The sequence below is a fragment of the Paenimyroides ummariense genome, from assembly GCF_900115115.1.
Taxonomy (GTDB): domain Bacteria; phylum Bacteroidota; class Bacteroidia; order Flavobacteriales; family Flavobacteriaceae; genus Flavobacterium; species Flavobacterium ummariense.
Map to the genome: position 1 here is coordinate 217,956 of NZ_FOVI01000002.1, position 21,647 is coordinate 239,602.

Below are 21,647 nucleotides of genomic sequence, written 5' to 3' on the forward strand. Positions count from 1 at the left end.
AATTTTGTTCAAAAATAACTAAATTTTTATTGCTTTGGAACCACTTGGGATTTTATATTTAAAATCAACCGATTGGTTTACCGAAACTTTTTTGTAATCGATTCTTATTTGCACATCGTCTTTACGCATGGCATGAATCTTTATTTCTTTAGGAAGATAAATGTTGTCACTTGACTGATACGACGGATATTGAATTACCAGTTTATCTGCCGATTTATCTTCGGTTACCTCTGTTGATGCCACCTGATTTTTCGATCCTAAAACCAAACGCATTAAAAACTGATTCAGCTTTAACTCTAATTCGTTATTTTTTATTTTTTGATACTCATTCGTATTTAAATCGTAAAAAGCTTTACCTAACAACAAGTTTTCTACGTTTTCGTAAGTAACTTCGGTTCCTAAAAAGTCTTTAATAAATTTATAATCGCCATCGTAATGCGATCCTGTAATTTCATAATAACTGGCACGTTCAGGTGTTAAGTAAACTTTTGCAACAGTAACACCAAAAAGAGCTTTTACACTAATTAGGATTTGTTTCCCTTTTTCAATTTTAATATCAGCTGTTGGCGACTGATCCATGTTTTTGTCCTTATAATCCACATCGGCAGTAATGCTTAACGTATTAAAATCGTTAAACAGCGCATAATGATCTGTAGCCATTTCGGTAATTGCTTTCTTATTTGCTTTTTTTGATGTGTTTTCGGCTTTTGGTTCTACAATAATAGTTCCTGCCGTATTTTCGGTTTGATTTTCCGGCGCAGGCGTATTTTTCTTTGACGATTTACAGGAAACCGCAAAAAATGCAATACTTAATATGATAAAAATTTGTTTCATTCTTGAAATTAAAACGATAAAGAAACAAAAAAATCCGCGAACACGGATTTTTTTATGATTATTCTAACACACTGTAATCACCTATACTTATGTTGGTAAACTTACCGTTAAAGCTTGCAAAATTACCAATCATTGCATTGTCTAAATCGGCATTTTTTACGGTGGCGTTGGTTTGTATCAAACTGTTTTTAATGGTAGCATTTTCAACTTTAGAATTATCGCCCAAAGAAACATTCGGACCAACCGTTGCGTTTTTAAGCATTACGTTTTCGCCAATATAACACGGCGGAATAATGGTAGAATTTTCTATAACAGCTGTTGATGCTACAAGGTTTTCATTGTCTTGATGCAAGAAGTTCAACATACGGTTATTGGTATCAACCGTTACGTTTTTGTTTCCGCAATCCATCCATTCATCAACTTTACCCGGAACAAAACGCAAACCTTTCTGTTTCATGTTTTCTAAAGCATCGGTTAACTGATATTCTCCGCTTTTTTCAATTTTATTATCTAAAAGATATTCTAATTCGCTTCGTAAATTTTCGGCAGATTTAAAGAAATAAATTCCAATAATCGCTAAATCCGAAACAAATTCTGTCGGTTTTTCAACAAAATCAACAATCTCGTTTTTGTCATTCAACTGAACCACTCCAAACGCCGATGGATCTTCTACAGCCTTAACCCAAATAACAGAATCGGCAGAAGAATCTAACGTAAAATCGGCACGGAACAAAGTATCTGCATATGCAACAACGATTGGTCCCTGCATGCTTTCTTTAGCACACAAAATGGCATGTGCTGTTCCCAACGCTTCGTTCTGATAACAAATAGTTCCTTTAGCTCCTAATTTTTCTGCAATGGCAACTAAATCTTTCTCTACTTTTTTACCAAAACTTTCGTGAATAATGAACGCAATTTCGTCGATTGGTTGATTAATTACTTTGGCAATATCTTCTACCAAACGGTGAACAATTGGTTTGCCTGCAATTGGAATTAATGGTTTTGGAGTTGTTAATGTATGTGGACGCAAGCGTGAACCACGACCTGCCATTGGTACGATTATTTTCATTTTTAATATTTATTTTTTAGTTTCCTGCAAGGTCTAACAGACCTTGTAGGTTTATAATTTTTAATCCTACAAGGTTATTAAAACCTTGCAGGATAAGTGTTTTATTTTACACCAGTGCTACCAAATCCGCCTGCACCGCGTTCTGTTGTTGATAATTCTTCTGCTTCTACCCATTCAGCACGTTCGTGCTTTGCGATAACCATTTGTGCAATGCGTTCGCCGTTTTCTACCACGAAGGTTTCTTTTGATAAATTGGCTAAAATAACACCTACTTCGCCACGGTAATCAGCATCGATTGTTCCTGGTGAATTTAAACAAGTGATTCCTTTTTTTAATGCCAAACCACTGCGCGGACGCACTTGTGCTTCGTAACCAATTGGTAATTCCATAAACAAACCTGTTGGAATTAAGGCACGATCCATAGGTTCTATGACGATTGGCTGCGTTAGGTTTGCACGCAAATCCATTCCTGCCGAAGCAATGGTTTCGTAGCTTGGTAAGGCGTGTTGCGATTTGTTGATAATATTTATTTTCATTTTTTTAAAACAGATTTTAATATGCGTTGAATCATTACTTTTTCGTTATAATAAATCAATGCTACGAATATAAGAATGTATGTTATTCCAACGAAATAATTCTCTCTGAAATTGTAAAAGTATCCAAAAGAAAACAAAACGGCGGTTCCTAAATAAAGTGCAATGGCTTTTTTGTCATACGGAATTGGATATGATTTTTGTCCCAACACAAATGATATAAGCATCATTGTTGCGTAGGCTGCTAATGTTGTGATGGCAGATCCTATTAAGCCAATTTTCGGGATCAAAATGTAATTTAAAACAACTGTTACAATCGCCCCGAAAACCGAAATATAGGCTCCGATTTTTGTCTTGTCTTGAATTTTGTACCAAACCGATAAATTGGTGTAAATACCCAACATAAGGTTTGCTAAAATAATATACGGAACAATTTCCATTGCAAACCAATATTCTTTTTTCGGTATATAAAACAGCTTGATTAGATCGGCAAAGACAACAATTACAATCATTGTAAAACTTCCAAAAATAATGAAATACTTTGTTATGGTTGCATATTTTATCGGAGCATCGTCATTCTTGGCATAGCTAAAAAAGAAAGGTTCAATTCCCAACGAATAAGCCATGCGGAATAACACCATAAAAACACCAATTTTATAGATGGCTCCGTAACTTGCTAATCCTAAATCTACAAAACTTTCGGGTAGTAATTCTTCTAAAAACACTTTGTCAAATGTTTCATTTACAACAAATGCCAAACCGCCAATCATAACCGGAAAGCTGTACAGAACCATTTCTTTCCAAAGCTGTTTGTTGAATTTTAATTTTAACTTTAAATAGTATTTAGAAAGCAACAGAATTGTAACCAAACTGGCAATGATGTTCGATAAAAATAAATACCCAACCTGAAAATCTTTCTGATAATAATTTTGCAACCACGAACTTGCATTGTTTTCTAAAGATTTAGGTATTATGTATAAAAACAAAACTGTTAACGTTGTATTTACTAGAACATTGGTGATTTTTATAAAGCTGTATTTTATTGGTCGTTGTTCGGCACGTAAAATAGCAAATGGTATTATCACCAAACTATCTAAAACTAAAATCCAGATTAAGTAGCTTACAACGGTAGGTGAAATTCCAAAATAAGTATCAATATAACTTTTAAAAGCATAAACGCCTATTAAAAATACAGCGCAAACAGCCATTAAAAATAAAATGGTGTTATTAATAACCTCGTTTTTATTTTCTTGCTTGTTATAGAAACGAAAGAAAGCGGTTTCCATACCAAATGAAAGCACCACGTTAAAAAACATCATCCACGAAAAAATCAATGTATAATCGGCATAAGCATCTTTAGGCAACCAATCGATATGAAGTGGCGCCATAAAAAAACCAATCATTTTAGGAACAACCGTTGCTATTCCGTAGATTAAGGTGGTTTTAAACAGATTTTTGTAAACGCTCAAAATAATTAATTTTTAAAGTAAAGAGGGTTTAAAAAACGCTCTACTTGTTGTTTAGGGAGTTTTATAATGGTTGACCCTTGTACATACGGCGCAATTTCGTACGGATTGTAATGTAAAATCCATTCGGTTCTGGTTTCGTAAAAGTTTTCGGATAATTTAAATTGGTTGTTTTCAAAAGTAAATCCGGCATCATTCAAGTTGCCCGTAATATTCAATTGCTTTTTAAATTCGGTTTCGGCAAAGTTTTTAAATCCTTCAAAATTAATGAACAGATCTTTTGTCGGAATGATATTTCCTGTTGATAAATCAAATAAGAAAACCTTTGAAGCCTGCATTCCGTGCGCACCACCCGTAAAAATATAATAATCCCAAACCACTTGATAAACTTTAGGCGATACCTCTTTATGATTCACTTTAAAATTAGCTTCCCACGCAACGGCATGATCCGGATAGGTTCTGTAAACTTCGTTGTAATTATGAATAAAGTTTAATGCCAGTGTATCGTACGAACTGGTTTTTTTATCGTTTTGAAGAGCTACAATGCTTTGGACAAACTTAAAAAAACGATCGTTCATAGATTTTGAAACGGCTTCGTTGCCCGATACAAACGGAATTTCGAAATGTACATACGTGCAATTTCCCTCGGTACAATCCAAATCCGATTTTAAATCGTAGGTTTTAGTGGTTATTTGTAGCGGAATTTCCTTCTTACAACTCACAAAACCAATTGATAAACAAATAAATAGTAAATATTTTATCATTAAAAACAGCGCCTTTAATTTTAAGCAAATCTATAAATTTTAGTCGGTTTTAAGTGGTATCTTTACGCTTATTTTTAAAATTACAAAAATTATGAAATTCAACACCAAAGTTATACACGGCGGGCAGCATCACGACCCATCAACCGGTGCGGTAATGCCGCCGGTTTACCATACATCAACCTTTGCACAAACAAGTCCGGGCGTTCATACAGGCTACGAATACAGCCGTGCCGATAATCCAACACGTACTGCTTTAGAGCACGCTTTAGAAAGTATTGAAAACGGCGCGCGCGGTTTGGCATTTTCGTCTGGCTTGGCGGCAATTGACTGCGTTATGCGCTTGTTGAAGCCGAATGATGAAGTAATTGCAATGGACGATTTATATGGTGGAACGTACAGATTATTTACGCGTTTTTATCAGGATTTAGGTATTAAGTTTCACTTTATCGATATGAACGATTTAGCGTTGTTTGAATCGAAAATTAACGACAAAACCAAATTAGTTTGGATTGAAACACCTACGAATCCGTTAATGAAATTGGCAGATATCGAAACTATTGCAACGATCACCAAAAAGCACAACTTATTATTTGCGGTTGATAATACGTTTGCAACACCCTATTTACAAAAACCGTTAGATTTGGGTGCTGATATTGTGATGCATTCTGCTACAAAATATTTAGGCGGACATTCAGACGTTATTGCGGGAGCTTTGATTATTAAAGACGAAGAATTAGGAAAACAATTGCATTTTACGCAGTTTGCAACGGGTGCAACTTTGGGTCCGCAAGAATGTTTCTTGGTTTTGCGTGGAATTAAAACGTTGCATTTACGTGTAGAGCGTCATTGTTTTAACGGACAAAAAGTAGCTGAGTTTTTAGAACAACATCCGTTAATTGATAAAGTGTTGTATCCTGGTTTGGCATCGCATCCGCAACATGATTTAGCTAAAAAGCAAATGCCTAAAGGTTTTGGCGGAATGGTTTCGTTTACATTTAAATCGGGTGCAAAAGCCGATGCTATTTCGTTTTTAGAAAAGTTGAAAGTATTTACTTTGGCAGAATCTTTAGGTGGAGTAGAATCTTTGGCGAATCATCCGGCATTGATGACACATGCTTCAATCCCGGCAGAAAAACGTGCAGAAATTGGCGTTACCGATGACATGGTGCGCTTAAGCGTTGGCGTGGAAGATATAGAAGATTTAATTGCCGATATTGAACAGGCTTTGAAGTAATAATATAAATCCCCAATTCATAATTGGGGATTTTCTTTTTAAATTGATTGTATTACTGTAATACTATCAATTAATTTTATATTTGTAATTGATTTAACTAAAAATGATCAATAACCAAAAAATAGTAGTTGTACTACCAGCTTATAATGCATCTAAAACTTTAGAGCAAACATATAATGAAATTCCTTTTGATATTGTAGATGACGTCGTTTTAGTAGATGACAATAGTTTAGATAACACCTCTGAGGAAGCAAGTCGCTTAGGAATTAAAAATATAATCAAGCATGATGAAAATAAAGGGTATGGTGGCAACCAGAAAACTTGCTATAATAAAGCTTTAGAATTAGATGCTGATATTGTAATTATGCTTCATCCTGATTATCAATATACTCCAAAGCTAATTCATTCTATGAGCTATATTATTGCAAATGGTTTGTATGATGTGGTTATAGCATCAAGAATTTTAGGCAAAGGAGCTTTAAAAGGGGGAATGCCTCTTTACAAATATATTGCAAACCGATTTCTTACACTAACCCAAAATATATTGATGAATCAAAAGCTGTCTGAATACCATACAGGATATCGTGCTTTTTCTAAAAAGGTTTTGCAAACAGTTAAATACAATGATAATTCTGACGATTTTGTGTTTGATAACGAATTTCTGGCTCAAGTGTTTGATAAGAATTTTGAAATAGCTGAAATAACCTGTCCAACTAAATATTTTGAAGAAGCTTCTTCAATAAATTTATCAAGGAGTATCACTTATGGTTTAGGAGTTTTAAGAGTGTCTTTTCTGTACTTTGTAAATAAAATAGGATTGTATAAAGCTAAAATATTTCAACAATGAGAGATTTACTTCTAAAGAGAAACATTAGTTTAGCTTTATTTTTATTTGTGAATTTTTTGTTTACCTACAAATATTTAGAAAGAGTTACTCCTTGGGCAGCTTTATTGTCGGTTTTGGTTTCACTACTCTATATTGTTTTGTATCGAAACAGAAATATTTTAAAATTTATTAATAAGAAAATAGAAATTAGCCTTATTATTGTTTTCATAGTTGTGTGCCTTGTAATTTGGAAGAAAGTTCCAATAGAAACATTGAATGTTGACCGGTGGAGTGTAATTTCGTCTTTTTGGGATAGTTATTTTGCTAATGAGTATGCTTATTTTGCAAAAAGTTTTGCAGGAAATCCACCGGGACCAATGCCGTTCTATTTTATTTTGTCCTTACCTTTTTATTTAATTGGCGAATTGGGTTTTTTGTCAATTATAGGAGTGTTGTTTTTTTATTGGTTAATGTGTTATAAGAGAGTTAATTTCATAATTAGAGGTCTTGTTCTACTATTAATCTTATCATCATTTTTTAATTTGTGGGAAGTTATTTGCCGCAGTAATATATTCTTTAATGCTTCGTTGGTTTTGGGTTCTTTAATTTACATCCTAAATCAAAAAGTTTTTTCTCATAAAACATTAATAATCTCAGGGATTTTTATAGGATTATTAATATCAACAAGAAATGTGTTTGTTATTTCTTATATCATCTGCTTTCTATATTTATTGCGCACAAAAGCCATTCAATTTAAACAATTAACTATTTTAGGAATTATAAGTCTATTAGTATTTGCTTTAACATTTATTCCTGTTGTTTATGGGCATTTAGAAGATTTTAAACAAATGAATCCGTTTATAGTACAATCAACTTTCCTAATACCATTTGAATATACTATTCTTTTTGTATTAATAGCAATAGGGACTTCGTTTTTATGTAAGAATATAAATGATGTTTATTTTTATAATGCTATAGTTTTTTTTGTAAGCATATTAATTTATCTAATATATTATATCTGTTTGCAAGGATTCACTCAAGCATTTACAAATAGTACCGTTGATATTTCTTATTTTATATTTTGCATACCATTTGCATTTTGGTTTTTAGCAAATAATAATTCTAAAGGCTAACTTCTTTTGAAATGACTTTTTAAATTTCATAGCGTTACATATCTCAATTTATACTATTTTTATAAAAAAAACGTTTCAATCTTTGAAATCAAGTCCGTATGAAATTCTATTATCAATTATTTTTCTTTTTAGTATCGTTTGTTTCAGTAGCACAAACAAACCAGTTGTGGAAAGGTTACTATTCGTATCAGGAAACAAAAGCGGTAGAAAAAGACGATCAAAACATATACGTTGCAACAGATAACAGTGTTTTTGCTTACAACGAATACAGCAAAGAAACCGAGGTTTTTAATACCGTAAGCGGATTAAAGATCAATGGAATTAGCACATTGGGTTATGCCAAAGATTATAAAAAATTAGTAGTTGGTAGCACCAATGGTAAAGTAGCGATTATTGATTTGGCTGCCGATAAAATTTATCATTTAAATGATATTTTTTCTAAAACCAACATTCCAGATAATCAAAAGAAAATTAATAAGATAGTTGTTCATGCCGGCTTTGCCTATTTGGCTACAGGTTACGGTATTACAACGGTGCGTTTAACCGACAATCATTTTGGTGATACCTTTTATATAGCAGTGGGTGGCGAAATGGCGAACGTAAAAACAATGGCTATTTTTAACAATCAGGTGTATGCCGCGGTTGAAAACGAAGGAATTAAAAAAGCATCTATCAACAGTAATTTGATCGATTATAACAATTGGCAGGTTATTGATTTTGGTAATTGGATTGAATTGGCAACGTTTTCAAACAAATTAATCGGAGTAAAAGATGATTTCTCTTTAAACACAATCTCTACCACAAACCAAATTGATACGGTAGGCGATGTTTGGGAAGGTTTTTTAAAGTTTAGTATTGCGGGCGATGTTTTAATTGAAATTACACAAGAAGCCGCTCGTTTACGTACAACAGATTTAACCGTTTACAACGAATTTGTTTATTCTTTTGCTGAAAAAGGCGGTGTAAGCGATGCTACATTTTCAAACGGAAATTATTATTTAGCAACTAATAGGAACGGTGGTTTAAAAGTTCCTTTAGAAAATAAAGAAAATATAGAAGTAATATCTCCTGATGGTCCTTTAAGCAACAATATTTCATCGGCAGTTGTAAATAAAAAAGACCTTTGGTTAACTTTTGGAGGTTACGGTGTTGATATGAATCCCTACGAGCCAAACGGATTAACAAAATACGGCATCAGCACCTATAAAAATATGCAATCGTGGCAACATATTTCAAATCAAGAATTAAACGGATTACAATCAACCGTAAATATCAGTTTTAATCCGCAAAAACCTAATTTGGCGTATTTGAGTACTTTTAATGACGGTTTAGGAATTTTCGATTTAAACACTAAGCAATTAACAGTTTATGACGATACTAATACCGATGTTTTTACACCGATTATCCCAACCGATTTACGTATTTACGGAGTAGCTTTTGACAGAAATGGAACGGGTTGGATTACAAATACAGCAGGAGAAGATCCTGCTTTGATTTCCATCAATTCAAATAATCAGTTTAACAAGTACACATCTAATATTTTGGAAAGTAATAATCCAGGAAGTGATGCGTATTTACTGCCTGTGATCGATAAAAACAGCACCAAATGGTTTGCCAGCCGTTTAAGTGGTTTGTTTGCTTTTAACGAAACACGCAACAACAAAGCCATGAAAATTGGTACAAACAATGGGCTGCCTAACGTGGGTGTGCGTTCTATTGCATTAGATTATAAAAATGAATTGTGGATTGGAACAGCAAAAGGTTTGCGTGTTATTAGAAATGTAGATCAGTTTTTAACAAGTTCGCAGTTAACAGCAACCAATATCAAAATTGAGTACGGAGAGAATGTAGAAGAGCTTTTCTACGAACAGGAAATTTTAAACATTACGGTAGACGGATCGAACAATAAATGGGTATCCATAGCAGAATCGGGGGTGTTTTTGATTTCTGATCGATACCAAACGCTTTATAATTTTACGACAGCAAATTCGCCATTACCAAGCAACGATGTTACTGCTGTAACTATTGATGGATCTACCGGAGAAGTGTATTTTGTTACACGCGAAGGTATGGTGTCTTTTAAAAATTACGCTACAACACCAACAGCAGATTTAGACGATATTAAAGTATATCCAAACCCGGTAAAACCTGGCTTTTCTGGCGATGTAAAAATAAGCGGATTGGTTAGCGATGCCACGGTGAAAATTACCGATATTGCCGGAAATCTGGTTCATGAAACCAAATCGTTAGGCGGAACGGTTACTTGGAACACGCTGTCTTTTTCAGGTTCGAAAGTACCTTCTGGAGTGTACATGATTTTTATTACTTCGGCAGACGGCGAATTAGACGCAGTTAAAAAAGTGATGATTATTCGTTAATGCAGATTAAAACCGAAGCCATTGTTTTAAGTGCCTTGCGTTATCAGGAAAAAAGCCTGATTGTAAAGTGTTTTACCCAGCATTTTGGCTTAAAAACCTATTTTGTTCGTAATGCTTTTTCGGCAAAAAACAAAGGATTAAACAGCGCGTATTTTCAGCCGTTAAACCAGTTGTATATCGATGCAACCCATAAAAACAAAGGTTCGTTAGAGTATATTAATGAACTGAAGCTGGCTTATCCGTATCAGACCATTTCGTTGGAGTTTTACAAAAACAGCGTCAGTATTTTTATTGCCGAAGTTTTAAGTCACAGCATAAAAGAAGAGCAACCCAACAATGATTTGTTTCTGTTTTTAAAAACGGCTTTGGTTTGGTTTGACGAGCATTCTTTTTCGACCGATTTTCATTTGTGGATTTTAATAAACCTTACCAAATATTTAGGTTTTTATCCTGATGATTCCGATAAAGATTCGCTTTATTTCAATCCGCACGAAGGTAGTTTCACCATGCATTATACGCCTAATTGTTTTAATGAAGAGGAGACGATTTTATTCCGAAAATTGTTCGATCTTTCTTTAATTGATAAAAAAGTGGTGCTGACAAACATGCAACGCAGATCACTTTTAAAGTTGTTGTTAGCTTATTACGAAACACATATTGTAGGATTCAAACAGATTAAATCGATAGAAATTTTATCTGAACTTTTTTAAGAATATTCGCTATTCCCCTTTATAGTTTTATTTACCACAGATTACACAGATAAACCCCGATTTTTAAAAATTAAATTTAAGAACCTGCAAAGCATTCTTTTACTTTATACAAAATTGATTATGAACGATATCTCTAAAGTCCGCTATTCAATTTAACCGTTTAATAGTTAAGGTAATAAAGCTATGTGGTAAAAAAATGTAGCGACTTACTTTATAACAACCGTTTGAATATTCGCAAATTCGTACAAAGCAAAATGAGATAATTCGCGACCGTAACCAGAATTTTTAATGCCACCGAAAGGCAAATGCGGATCTGATACAATCATTTCGTTAATGAACAAAGCGCCTTCATCAAATAAGTGCAGGTAATTATCTAATTGTTGCGGATTATCAGTAAAAATACTGGCACCCAATCCAAAGTTCGATTTATTGCTTAATTCAATTGCTTCGTCAATGGTTTTAAAAGGAATAATTGCAGCCAACGGACCAAAAGTTTCCTCGGCAAAAACAGGCATATCAACCGTAACATTGGTAACCAAAGTAGGTTCAAAAAATGCTCTGTTACGTTTACCGCCGGCAATTATTGTTGCTCCTTTTGCTACACTTTTTTCCAATTGATTTTCTAATTCAACTGCTAAATCTTCTCGAGCCATTGATCCGAAAGTAACCGTTTCATCATATTTATCGCCTAAAATCAACGTGCTTAATTTCTGTTTGAACAAATCTACAAACTGATTATAAACAGCTTCGTGAATCAAAAATCGTTTTGAGGCAATACAGCTTTGTCCGGCATTTTGCATGCGTGCGTTAACGGCTTTTTCGGCAGCACAGTTTAAATCGGCATCGTTCAACACAATAAAAGCATTGCTTCCGCCTAATTCCAATACACATTTTTTAAGATGCTTTCCTGCAGTTTCTGCAACCGATCTACCTGCATGTTCACTTCCTGTTAACGAAACCGCTTTAATGATTGGATTAGCAATTACATTGGCAACTTCGCTGCTTTTTATAGAAAGATCTTTATAAATCGGGAAATCGATGGTATCAACATTAAAAACATCTTCCAATGCTTTGGCGCTTAACGGCACATTGCTTGCGTGTTTTACAACAAATACGTTTCCGGTAAGCAAACTTGGAATTACAAAACGGAAAACCTGCCAAAAAGGAAAATTCCACGGCATAACTCCCAATAAAACACCCAACGGACGAAACGTGATGTAACTTTTACCCCAACCGGTTTTTACTTCCTGATCTTCCAGAAACTGTGCTGCATTTTCTATGTAATAATCGCACAAGTAAGCACATTTTTCAACTTCTGCAATTGCCAGTTTTATTGGCTTGTTCATATCGGTTGTAATCGCGTATGCGTAATCGCGTTTATTTTGTAGCAACTTTTCTTTGATGTTCTTTAAAACCGAAATGCGATCATCCAGAGAAAAATCGCGCCATTTTAAGAAACTCGATTGCATGGTTTCTATAATTACGGAGGTGCTGTCTAATGCCATAGAAATTTGTTTTTATAAAGTTATTAAATAAAAATGGTAAGCCGAAACTTACCACATTTTAATACTGTAACACATTATTTTTATCAACCCAGCCAATGGTGTCATTTTGCAGCTGAATTTTTATCCATTGATTGGTTTCTTCCTGTATAAATCCTTTTTCGCCTTCGTTCAAAGTCGCAGTTATTTTGGAAACCGATCTTGGCTCGTTCATCAACAACACATCTTTATCTTTTACAATAACATAATTGTTCATCAACAAATAGTCAGACTGGTTTTTCGATATAAAATAACTTCCGATACTGATTGCCAACGTAAAAATACTCAAGGTAAAAAGTGCTTTTTTAGCAGTTGCATTACTATTTAAACGGTAAACAATCAAAACAACAACCGTTAAAAACATACTTGCAATTGCTAGATAAGCCCACGCATTTGGCTTTAAAAAATTAAAAACGCTGTACAACATTTGTTGTTGAGGTATTGGTAAATTGCCTTTGGTAACTTTGGTTTTAAGCTTTTCGGCAAAATTCAGGTTGATGCGCGCCGGCTCATAATCGGGTTGCAGTTTCAACGATTTTTCCAAATGATAAATACTCAACGCCGTATTTTGCAAACGTAAATAAGCCGTGCCTAAATTGTAATGCAACGTAGCGTTTAACGAATCTGTCTTTACCAATTTTTCAAAAACCTGTGCCGATGCTGCGTAATCTTTCTCGTTAAAAGCGTTTATTCCTTTAGTAAAAAGCGCATCGTTATTTTCTTGAGCTTGTAAACCCAACGAAAAGCAAAAACTTAAAAAAAGTATCAATAACTGTTTCATATTACTTTTTTATTTGTTTATCGATTGAATTAATCAACTGCACCGCCAAATCGTAATCGTTCTGCATGGTTTGAATATCCATTTGAGCGTACCGAGCCATTTCACACGTTGTTTTTATCGATATAAATGTCGAAATATCCTGATCGTTTATCTGGTTATTCTGTAACAATTCGGTAATGGTATCGTTACTCATTTCGGTGGTTTCAATTTTCAACTTCGCCTTTAAATAATTGTGCAGGCATCGTTCCAAAGCTTCGTAAAAAGCTTCTTTGTTTCCGATTTGCGTTTTAGCTGCCGATAGGTATTTTTTAGCCAGTTTGTTGCTAGCTTTTAGTTTGTTTCCACTAACATCGCCCGCTTTTTTGTCGGATACATTTTTGGCTAAAAATACAATTGGCAACAGTAATAAAGGTGCTAACCACCACGCATAAAACGAATTATTCTGAGTGATGAAATTCCCGTTAAACCATTCAATATTCTTATTCAAAGGCTGCATTTGCATTTTACTACTTACCACTTCAGCTTTATTGTTCATAGAAGCGTTTGTTGGCAGTTCCGGCCCATCGGTAACTTCAATGGTAATAGGTTGCGATGTGATGGTTTTATAGGTTTTTGAAGCGGTATCGAAATACGAAAAAGTAATCGGTTCTATAGTGTAAGTGCCTTTGTATTGCGGAACAACTACATATTTCTCGGCTTTTGAACCTTCCATTCCTGCCGATATACTTTTATTTACACGATTGATTTTTTCAGGATCATAAAGCTCCAATGCCGTTGGTGCAACAGGTTTTGGCAACGTCAATAAATCTAAATTTCCTTTTCCTTGAACGGTTAAAATCAATTCTAAAGGTTCGTTGGCTTTTACCGATGTTTTGTTTGCCTGAACATTAAACTGATACGTTCCCACAGCGCCCGTATAACCTGCCGGTTGACTATCAAGCGGCAATGGTTTAACCTGAATGGTTTTTGTACCCGATGAATATACTTTTTTGCGGATTCCTATTTCGGGCATTCCAAAAACATCAGCACGACCTGTATAATATTGTTCGTCTAATTCCAGTTCTAAAGGATCAATCTTTAAAGTACCGTCTTTTTGCGGTAATAAAACAGCTTTTTGCAGTGCAAGGTAGCGGTAGCTTTTACCGTTTAATGTTGCACGCGTTACCGTTTGCTGTTTTTGTTCGATCATGTGATTCCAGAAGTTCTGGTACTTCGGCATGTTTTTCACTGCCATAGTATTAAATCCAGCCTGATCGCTTACATATAAACCATATTCAACAGTGATAGGTTCGTTAACGTACGCGCTGGTTTTTGAAACTTTTGCAACCAAATGAATTCCTTGACCCATGTTTTTAGGAAGTTGTTGTTGCTGTTGGCGTTGTCTTCGTAACAATTCCTCTTCCATTTCGTCGAAAATAGCAAACGGATCACGGCGTCGTTGTTGTGGTCGCGGTTGTTCTTGTACGGCATCGCCTACATGAATGGTAACTTGTTGTGATTTATACTGCTTTCCTTCAAACGTAACCGAAGCCGATCCAATAACCAAGTTTCCTTTCTTTTTAGGTTGAACAAAGAATGAAAAGCTCTTTTCCATACTGGTTCTTCCGTTAACCCAGCTGTGACTAACAGATTGCATAGGTCCGCCTACAACTTCAAATCCATCAAACGAAGGTCGTTTAAAATCATCGCCGTCATCAGTCATGGTAAAGCGAACTTCCAATACCTGATTAATTCCAATAGACTGACTGCTAACTTGGGTTTTCAACTGAAACTGCGCCCAAGTAGCTATGCTTGTAAATAAAGCTAAAAACGTATATATGAAATGTTTTGCGTACATAGTTTTTACCAATCTTTTTGTGTTGGTGACGATACTGGTTTACCTTTTTGCTCACGACCTTGGATACGTTCACGAACGCCTTGTTCGTGATTGTCTAACGCTTTTAACATGTTTTCCATTTGCTGTTTAGACTGGTTTTGCTTTTGTTGTTGCGGATTTGGCTTAGGCTGTTCTTTGTCTTTTTTATCTTTATCGCCTTGTCCGTCTTTATTTTGTTGATCTTTTTTATCCTGATCGCCTTTATCGTCTTTTTTATCTTTATTTTGATCGTTCTTGTCTTTCTGATCCTTGTTTTGATCGTCTTTCTTATCCTGATCTTTTTTGTCTTTGTTTTGATCCTGATTTTGCTTGTTGTCTTTATTATCTTTATTCTGATCAGGATTTTCTTTCTGCATTTTCTTTGCTAACGCATAATTGTATCGCGTTTTATCATCATTCGGATTATTTCGCAACGCATTTTTATAAGCTTCAACGGCACTTCCGTAATCTTTCAATTTCATAAAAGCATTGCCCATGTTGTGAAAAATTTGATGTTTTTCTTCTTTGGTTTTTGCCGATTTTAATGCGGTTTGATAAGCCGAAACCGCTTCGTTCATTGACTGCATTTTGTAAATACTGTTTGCTTTGTTGTATTGTGCAGCGGTATTTTCTTTTTCTTTAGCCGATGCTTTACGGTAGGTTTGCTCTGCTTTGGTGTAATTTTTTACACTAAAACTCTGGTTACCGTTCGCTAATTCCGATTTATATGATTGTGCCCCAACAGCATTCAGCATAACTAATTGTACTAATATGATATACCAAAAGTGTTTCATGTTATTTCTCGTTAAATAAATTAATTTTCTTCATCCACGCTGTGCGGCGTTCCAACACCAAACTATCAATAATCAATAGCAATAATGCCAGACCGATAAACCATTGAAACTGCGACTGAAAATCGGCAATTTGTTGCGATTCAAAATCGGTTTTTTCTATTTTTTGTAAGGTTTGATCTACCAATTGCAACACCTCATCAGTCTTACTTCCGTAAATAAAAACACCGTCGGTACTTTTTGCAATTTCCTTTAAAGTAGCATCGTTTAATTTGGTAACAACGGTAGATCCATCGGTATCTTTTTTATAATCGATTGTTCTGCCGTTTTCTTTAATAGGAATTTGTCCGCCATCCGGAGTTCCAACTCCAATTGTAATAATCTTAATGCCTTTATCTTTAGCCATTGCAATGGCATCGCTAATTCCTTCGCCGTGATCTTCGCCATCAGAAATCAAAATCATTACTTTGCTGGTTTTTGGATCATCAAAATAATTACTTCCAACTTCAATAGCTTCGCGAAGTGCCGTTCCCATGCTTGAAACCATTTCGGTGTGCATGTCTTGAATGTACATTTTCGCCATGCTGTAATCAGTCGTAATTGGTAACATTGGGAAAGCCGATCCTGCATAACCTACAATTCCGATACGATCGGATGCCAAATTATTGATGATTTGCGATGCCAGTTGTTTTGATTTTCCCAAACGCGATGGCGCAATATCTTCTGCCAGCATACTTTTAGAAACATCGATTGCAAAAACAATATCAACACCTTGGCGTTTTACGGTTTCTATTCTTGTTCCGAATTTTGGATTCACCAATGCAATAATCAACGCGAAAACAGTTACAGCCAGCAACACCATTTTTATAAGCGGTTTGCTTGTGGTTGATGCTTCGGGAGCCAAACGTTTTAAATAGTTACCAGAACCAAATTCGGTAATTTTCTTTTTTTTCCAAACGGTATTCCATAGGTAAACTGCTATTAATATTGGAATTAACAGTAGTAAATAGAAATAAAAAGGTGTATCTAATCCCCACATTTTACACGAATCCTTTAAATAATGTTTTTCTCGAAATAAATTCAACCAGTAATAAAACCAATGCCAAAAGCGCTAACGGACGAAATAATTCGGTACGTTGAACAAACTTCTGTTCGTCTATTTTTGTTTTTTCCAATTGATTTATCTCTTCGTAAATATTTTCTAATCGTTTGGTATCTGTTGCACGGAAATATTTACCGCCTGTTTTTTGAGCGATGCTTTTCATCAGATTTTCATCAATCTCCACCTTCATACGTTTGTATTCTAATTCGCCGTTCGGTTTGATTGACACAGGAGTTTCTGCCATTCCGTTGGTACCAATACCAATGGTGTAAACTTTAATTTTAAACTCTTTGGCAATATCGGCAGCCATTTGCGGATCAATCAACCCGGAATTGTTCACCCCGTCGGTCATTAAAATAACCACTTTGCTTTTTGCCTTGCTGTCTTTTAAACGGTTAACCGCTGTTGCCAAACCAACGCCAATACCTGTTCCATCTTGAATAATTCGATCGTATTTAATATCAGCCAACTGATTCAACAACATGTTTTTATCGCTTGTAACAGGTGCTTTTGTATAAGCTTCGGCTGCATAAACAACAATTCCCAAACGATCGTCAGTACGTTGTTTAATAAAATCGGCAGCTACACCTTTCAAAGCTTCTAAACGGTTTGGTTTTAAATCTCGTGAAAGCATCGAACCAGAAACGTCGGTAGCCAGAACAATGTCAACACCGTTTGTAATTTTAGATTTTGTGCTTTTATCTACCGTTTGCGGTCTAGCCAAAGCTACAATTAATGCAACAAATGCCATAGCACGTAATACAAAAAGCAGCGGATACATTTTTGTTAACAAGGTTTTACTGTTTTTAAAACCTTGTATGCTGCTTATTTTTACAGGAACTTTCTCGTTTTTTCTGTTAACGTACCAATACCAGCCCAAAGGCAGTAAAAGTAATAGCAACCAAAAAAACTGCGGATTTAAAAAGGTTATATTACTCATTTGTATTTGCTACATTTAATTGAATGGATTCAATAATTCGTTGATCTATTTTTGCGCCGTATTCATCGCCTTCTTTAAACAAAACACTTACTTCCTGAATACCGTTTTGCTGAATAAAAACGTACATATCGTACTGCATTTTTATAGCTTCGCCCGATATAAAGTTCTGCGCCACCAATGTTCCCGTACCTCTAATTCCGCGTACACCGTTTTGGGTAAATTCTTCGGCATTGTAGGTTACATCTTTAGCTCCGTATTGTTTTGCTGTTAGATCGAGCTTATATTTTAGCATTTGATCTAAATTAATAGAATCATTTGTTTGTGTTGCGGTTGTACCAACGGCAATTATCAATTGAGTTTTAAGGTTTGAATAAGCAAAAACGCTGGTTTGCGATTGTTGTTTTTCTTTATCGGATTGAGGCATTTGCACGCGCGTTAACGCTTCGGGTGTACTTAAGATAACTGCCGGAAAACCATAGTCAGACGTTACCCATTCGCGCTCATACAAACTTTTGTTCGATGCAAAAATACTCCATTCGTATCCTGAACGAATTGCCTGAACTATGTAAACTACTCCAGTTGCTAAAAGTAAAATTCCAGTTACGCCAATAGGTATCCATAAACGCATTTGCTTGCGTTTTTTGAAACGACGCTCACGTAGTTTTACACGTTCTGATTGTTCTTCTGAAAAACGAGGAATGGCTTTATCAATAGAAACCGAAATCATTTCTGATGTTCTACGATCTTGTTCGATCTCGTTCATCATGGGTTCCGATTTTGCAAATTTTACCAAATCGGCAGTTTGCAACACACGTTTTAAATCGTTAACCGATTCTTTGCTTAACTGTATTTTTTTTGTTTTTATGGTTTGAAAAAGCATCTGAATTACCTCTGATGTTGTTGATTCTTTTGCGGGGATTTCAAAAACTTCTTCGATATAATCCCTGATAACATCGGTCATTTCAGAATAATACGATTTTACATCGCCGTTTAAAACCAATCGTTTAGAATCTAACAACTGTAATTTTTTGGTTACTTTTTCTAACGGCGTTTTGTATAAATCTTCTTCGGTTAAATTTTTATCTTGAATACGTTTAACAATAAAATAGGCTGCTACACCGGCAATTATAGAAAATAAAATACCAAACAAATATTTCCATAATTTATCGGTATCGGTTTCGCCACCAATTTGTGCTTTAATATCGTGCATTGGCTGCTTCAAGGTATCAACCGTAACATTGTTCACTTTAATGTTGAACAAATTGGTTTGATGATTTTTTCCATCTATATAAACCGATAAGCGTGGAACTACATAATCACCTTCATCAAACTGTGTTAAGGTATATTTTTTTGTCAGTTCCATTTGCGATCCGTTTAAAACAGTATCGGTTTTAGATTGTTCCAACACTTCAAACGGACCAATATTCTGCTGGTTTGGAAAAACCACTTTGCTGCCTTCGTTTGCGTTTGCCTTAATGGTTAGGTTAAACGCCGAACCTATTTTTATTTGAGTTGAATCTACCGCCGATGTTACCTGGGCAAAACCTGCCAAAGTACATAAACTTAAAAATAACGCAACTACTAATTTGTTCATATTATCGTGCTTTAAAGTAAGCCAATAGTTTTTTAACGTAGCTGTCATCGGTAGCTGTTTTAATAACTCCGGCGCCGCTGCGTGTAAATGTTGTTGTAAAATAATCTTCTAATTCTTGGTAATGTTCGCGGTAGGCTTTACGCACATTGGCGTCGCCTGTGTTTACATATTGTGCTTCGTTTGTTTCGGCATCTTGCATTAAAACGTAACCCACATTGTTTAAATCTTGTTCGCGTTTGTCGTACACTTTTATGCCGGTAACATCGTGTCGTTTAGCTGCAATGCGCAAAATACGGTCGTAATCTTTCGTCATGAAATCAGACAGCACAAAAACAATTGCCTTCTTTTTCATTACTTTAGAAAGATATTCAAACGCTTGCCCAACATTTGTTTGATTGCTTTTTGGCTGGAATTGGATCAGCTCGCGAATGATTCTTAAAATATGCGATTTTCCTTTTTTAGGCGGAATAAACAGTTCGATCTGATCTGAAAATAAAATCAGACCAATTTTATCGTTGTTCGTTGTTGCCGAAAAAGCCAGTGTTGCGGCAATTTCTGTAACAATATCGCGCTTAAAATCGTTGGTAGAACCAAAATCCTGCGATCCGCTTACATCAACCATCAACATCAACGTTAACTCGCGTTCTTCCTCAAAAACCTTTACGTAAGGTTCGCTGTAGCGTGCGGTAACATTCCAATCGATTGCACGAATATCGTCTCCGTACTGATACTGGCGAACTTCGGCAAACGACATTCCTTTTCCTTTGAAAGAGGTATGGTATTCGCCCGAAAAAATATGATCGCTTAACCTACGGGTTTTTATTTCGATTTTTCGAACCTTTTGTAAAATATCTTTTGTTTCCATTTTTTTGTTTAAGGTTTAAAGTTTTCTTTGTTTCAGGTTGCTGTAACTTGAAACATTAAACTTGAAACAAAATTTTATGGCACTTCAATTTCGTTAACAATCTTGTTTATGATATCTACGCTGGTTACGTTATCGGCTTCGGCTTCGTAAGTAATCCCGATTCTATGGCGTAACACGTCTAAAACAACCGCACGTACGTCTTCTGGAATTACATAACCGCGACGACGGATAAACGCATAACATTTTGCCGCATTTGCTAAGTTGATAGATCCACGAGGCGATGCACCGTAGCTTGTGTAAGGTTTTAAACTTTCTAGTTTGAATTGTTCCGGATAACGGGTTGCAAAGATGATATCTAAAATGTATTTTTCGATTTTTTCATCCATGTAAACCTCTTTCACGGTTTGTTGTGCACGAAGAATTTGTTCGATAGAAACCACCGGATTAATCGTTGGAACGGTTCCTGCCAAATTTTGACGGATTACCAAACGTTCTTCTTCTAACTTTGGATAATCGATCACGGTTTTAAGCATAAAACGGTCCATTTGTGCTTCCGGTAACGGATACGTTCCTTCTTGTTCCACAGGGTTTTGCGTAGCCATTACCAAGAATGGTTTTTGCAGTTTATGTGTAGTGTCGCCAATGGTAACTTGTTTTTCCTGCATAGCCTCTAACAACGCCGACTGCACTTTTGCAGGGGCACGGTTAATTTCATCAGCTAAAATAAAATTAGCAAAAACAGGTCCTTTTTTAATACTAAAATCGTTAACCTTTACGTTATAAATCATAGTACCAACCACATCGGCAGGTAATAAATCGGGTGTAAACTGTATGCGGCTAAAAGATCCGTCTACAGCTTTAGCTAGTGTATTAATTGCTAAAGTTTTAGCTAATCCTGGTACACCTTCCAGTAAAATATGCCCTTGCCCTAACAAACCAATTAGTAAGCGATCAATCATGTGTTTTTGCCCCACAATTGCTTTGTTCATTTCGGCAATAAGCAAATCAATAAATGCACTTTCACGTTCTATTTTATCGTTAATAGAACGAATGTCAGTCGTGGTTGTTGTTGCTTCCATTATATTGTTTTCTGTATGTATTAATTTTCCTTACAAATTGATTAAAATTTATTTGCTTAACTTGTTAACAAATGGTTAAAATACATATTTGTATATTTGTTTTAAGTATGTATTATCATTTTCTTTTTATAATTTTAAGATAAAACTTTCAT

19 protein-coding genes are annotated in these 21,647 nt (G+C 35.1%); 5 read left to right on the forward strand and 14 right to left on the reverse strand.

Features of this window, described 5'->3' with window-relative positions; genetic code table 11:
• Positions 1 to 18: 18 nt before the first annotated feature.
• The 5 genes from BM253_RS02675 to BM253_RS02695 form a co-directional block, all read right to left on the reverse strand.
• Positions 19 to 834: a lipoprotein insertase outer membrane protein LolB1 gene (locus BM253_RS02675; RefSeq protein WP_091518666.1), complete on the reverse strand. Its 816-nt coding sequence runs from the start codon at positions 832 to 834 to the stop codon at positions 19 to 21.
• A 58-nt stretch (positions 835 to 892) separates the two neighbouring features.
• Complete coding sequence (locus BM253_RS02680; RefSeq protein WP_091518668.1) at positions 893 to 1,903, reverse strand: sugar phosphate nucleotidyltransferase; 1,011 nt, start codon at positions 1,901 to 1,903, stop codon at positions 893 to 895.
• A gap of 101 nt (positions 1,904 to 2,004) precedes the next feature.
• Positions 2,005 to 2,439, reverse strand: a complete 435-nt coding sequence (gene dut / locus BM253_RS02685; RefSeq protein ID WP_091518670.1) for a dUTP diphosphatase — start codon at positions 2,437 to 2,439, stop codon at positions 2,005 to 2,007.
• Positions 2,436 to 3,905: an oligosaccharide flippase family protein gene (locus BM253_RS02690; RefSeq protein WP_091518671.1), complete on the reverse strand. Its 1,470-nt coding sequence runs from the start codon at positions 3,903 to 3,905 to the stop codon at positions 2,436 to 2,438. Before BM253_RS02690 ends, dut begins: the two co-directional genes overlap by 4 nt.
• A gap of 5 nt (positions 3,906 to 3,910) precedes the next feature.
• Positions 3,911 to 4,624, reverse strand: coding sequence for a DUF3298 and DUF4163 domain-containing protein (locus BM253_RS02695; protein ID WP_177205700.1), 714 nt, complete (start codon positions 4,622 to 4,624; stop codon positions 3,911 to 3,913).
• A 133-nt stretch (positions 4,625 to 4,757) separates the two neighbouring features.
• Here BM253_RS02695 and BM253_RS02700 point away from each other — a divergent pair, with 133 nt between their 5' ends.
• From BM253_RS02700 to recO, 5 genes are all read left to right on the forward strand, one after another.
• Positions 4,758 to 5,900: a cystathionine gamma-synthase gene (locus BM253_RS02700; protein WP_091518673.1), complete on the forward strand. Its 1,143-nt coding sequence runs from the start codon at positions 4,758 to 4,760 to the stop codon at positions 5,898 to 5,900.
• 103 nt (positions 5,901 to 6,003) lie between these two features.
• Positions 6,004 to 6,747: a glycosyltransferase family 2 protein gene (locus BM253_RS02705; RefSeq protein ID WP_091518674.1), complete on the forward strand. Its 744-nt coding sequence runs from the start codon at positions 6,004 to 6,006 to the stop codon at positions 6,745 to 6,747.
• Complete coding sequence (locus BM253_RS02710; protein WP_091518676.1) at positions 6,744 to 7,859, forward strand: hypothetical protein; 1,116 nt, start codon at positions 6,744 to 6,746, stop codon at positions 7,857 to 7,859. The genes BM253_RS02705 and BM253_RS02710 overlap by 4 nt, the downstream gene beginning before the upstream one ends.
• A 98-nt stretch (positions 7,860 to 7,957) precedes the next feature.
• Positions 7,958 to 10,237 (forward strand): type IX secretion system anionic LPS delivery protein PorZ, encoded by a 2,280-nt coding sequence (gene porZ, locus BM253_RS02715; protein ID WP_091518678.1) that lies wholly within the window; start codon positions 7,958 to 7,960, stop codon positions 10,235 to 10,237.
• Positions 10,237 to 10,947, forward strand: a complete 711-nt coding sequence (gene recO / locus BM253_RS02720) for a DNA repair protein RecO (protein ID WP_091518680.1) — start codon at positions 10,237 to 10,239, stop codon at positions 10,945 to 10,947. The genes porZ and recO overlap by 1 nt, the downstream gene beginning before the upstream one ends.
• A 206-nt stretch (positions 10,948 to 11,153) precedes the next feature.
• On the opposite strand, the gene BM253_RS02725 is transcribed toward recO, so the two are convergent.
• The 9 genes from BM253_RS02725 to BM253_RS02765 form a co-directional block, all read right to left on the reverse strand.
• Complete coding sequence (locus tag BM253_RS02725) at positions 11,154 to 12,452, reverse strand: NAD-dependent succinate-semialdehyde dehydrogenase (RefSeq protein WP_091518683.1); 1,299 nt, start codon at positions 12,450 to 12,452, stop codon at positions 11,154 to 11,156.
• 58 nt (positions 12,453 to 12,510) lie between these two features.
• Complete coding sequence (locus tag BM253_RS02730; RefSeq protein WP_091518686.1) at positions 12,511 to 13,269, reverse strand: tetratricopeptide repeat protein; 759 nt, start codon at positions 13,267 to 13,269, stop codon at positions 12,511 to 12,513.
• 1 nt (position 13,270) lies between these two features.
• Complete coding sequence (locus tag BM253_RS02735; protein ID WP_091518691.1) at positions 13,271 to 15,106, reverse strand: BatD family protein; 1,836 nt, start codon at positions 15,104 to 15,106, stop codon at positions 13,271 to 13,273.
• Between the two features lie 5 nt (positions 15,107 to 15,111).
• On the reverse strand, positions 15,112 to 15,918 hold the full coding sequence (locus tag BM253_RS02740) for a tetratricopeptide repeat protein (protein WP_091518693.1): 807 nt from the start codon (positions 15,916 to 15,918) through the stop codon (positions 15,112 to 15,114).
• 1 nt (position 15,919) lies between these two features.
• Complete coding sequence (locus BM253_RS02745) at positions 15,920 to 16,954, reverse strand: VWA domain-containing protein (protein ID WP_091518813.1); 1,035 nt, start codon at positions 16,952 to 16,954, stop codon at positions 15,920 to 15,922.
• 1 nt (position 16,955) lies between these two features.
• Entirely contained in the window at positions 16,956 to 17,957 is a 1,002-nt protein-coding gene (locus BM253_RS02750) for a vWA domain-containing protein (RefSeq protein WP_091518696.1), read from the reverse strand.
• Positions 17,950 to 19,599, reverse strand: a complete 1,650-nt coding sequence (locus BM253_RS02755; protein WP_091518700.1) for a BatD family protein — start codon at positions 19,597 to 19,599, stop codon at positions 17,950 to 17,952. The genes BM253_RS02750 and BM253_RS02755 overlap by 8 nt, the downstream gene beginning before the upstream one ends.
• Positions 19,553 to 20,416: a DUF58 domain-containing protein gene (locus BM253_RS02760; protein ID WP_091518704.1), complete on the reverse strand. Its 864-nt coding sequence runs from the start codon at positions 20,414 to 20,416 to the stop codon at positions 19,553 to 19,555. Before BM253_RS02760 ends, BM253_RS02755 begins: the two co-directional genes overlap by 47 nt.
• Before the next feature lie 74 nt (positions 20,417 to 20,490).
• Positions 20,491 to 21,495 (reverse strand): AAA family ATPase, encoded by a 1,005-nt coding sequence (locus BM253_RS02765; RefSeq protein ID WP_091518708.1) that lies wholly within the window; start codon positions 21,493 to 21,495, stop codon positions 20,491 to 20,493.
• Positions 21,496 to 21,647 lie beyond the last annotated feature (152 nt).

What these genes read in the sequence shown, in the direction of transcription:
- BM253_RS02675 (WP_091518666.1), bottom strand. Translation starts at nt 834, where the DNA reads ATGAAACAAATTTTTATCATATTAAGTATTGCATTTTTTGCGGTTTCC.
- BM253_RS02680 (WP_091518668.1), bottom strand. Translation starts at nt 1,903, where the DNA reads ATGAAAATAATCGTACCAATGGCAGGTCGTGGTTCACGCTTGCGTCCA.
- dut (WP_091518670.1), bottom strand. Translation starts at nt 2,439, where the DNA reads ATGAAAATAAATATTATCAACAAATCGCAACACGCCTTACCAAGCTAC.
- BM253_RS02700 (WP_091518673.1), top strand. Translation starts at nt 4,758, where the DNA reads ATGAAATTCAACACCAAAGTTATACACGGCGGGCAGCATCACGACCCA.
- BM253_RS02705 (WP_091518674.1), top strand. Translation starts at nt 6,004, where the DNA reads ATGATCAATAACCAAAAAATAGTAGTTGTACTACCAGCTTATAATGCA.
- BM253_RS02710 (WP_091518676.1), top strand. Translation starts at nt 6,744, where the DNA reads ATGAGAGATTTACTTCTAAAGAGAAACATTAGTTTAGCTTTATTTTTA.
- porZ (WP_091518678.1), top strand. Translation starts at nt 7,958, where the DNA reads ATGAAATTCTATTATCAATTATTTTTCTTTTTAGTATCGTTTGTTTCA.
- recO (WP_091518680.1), top strand. Translation starts at nt 10,237, where the DNA reads ATGCAGATTAAAACCGAAGCCATTGTTTTAAGTGCCTTGCGTTATCAG.
- BM253_RS02725 (WP_091518683.1), bottom strand. Translation starts at nt 12,452, where the DNA reads ATGGCATTAGACAGCACCTCCGTAATTATAGAAACCATGCAATCGAGT.
- BM253_RS02730 (WP_091518686.1), bottom strand. Translation starts at nt 13,269, where the DNA reads ATGAAACAGTTATTGATACTTTTTTTAAGTTTTTGCTTTTCGTTGGGT.
- BM253_RS02735 (WP_091518691.1), bottom strand. Translation starts at nt 15,106, where the DNA reads ATGTACGCAAAACATTTCATATATACGTTTTTAGCTTTATTTACAAGC.
- BM253_RS02740 (WP_091518693.1), bottom strand. Translation starts at nt 15,918, where the DNA reads ATGAAACACTTTTGGTATATCATATTAGTACAATTAGTTATGCTGAAT.
- BM253_RS02745 (WP_091518813.1), bottom strand. Translation starts at nt 16,954, where the DNA reads ATGTGGGGATTAGATACACCTTTTTATTTCTATTTACTACTGTTAATT.
- BM253_RS02750 (WP_091518696.1), bottom strand. Translation starts at nt 17,957, where the DNA reads ATGAGTAATATAACCTTTTTAAATCCGCAGTTTTTTTGGTTGCTATTA.
- BM253_RS02755 (WP_091518700.1), bottom strand. Translation starts at nt 19,599, where the DNA reads ATGACAGCTACGTTAAAAAACTATTGGCTTACTTTAAAGCACGATAAT.
- BM253_RS02760 (WP_091518704.1), bottom strand. Translation starts at nt 20,416, where the DNA reads ATGGAAACAAAAGATATTTTACAAAAGGTTCGAAAAATCGAAATAAAA.
- BM253_RS02765 (WP_091518708.1), bottom strand. Translation starts at nt 21,495, where the DNA reads ATGGAAGCAACAACAACCACGACTGACATTCGTTCTATTAACGATAAA.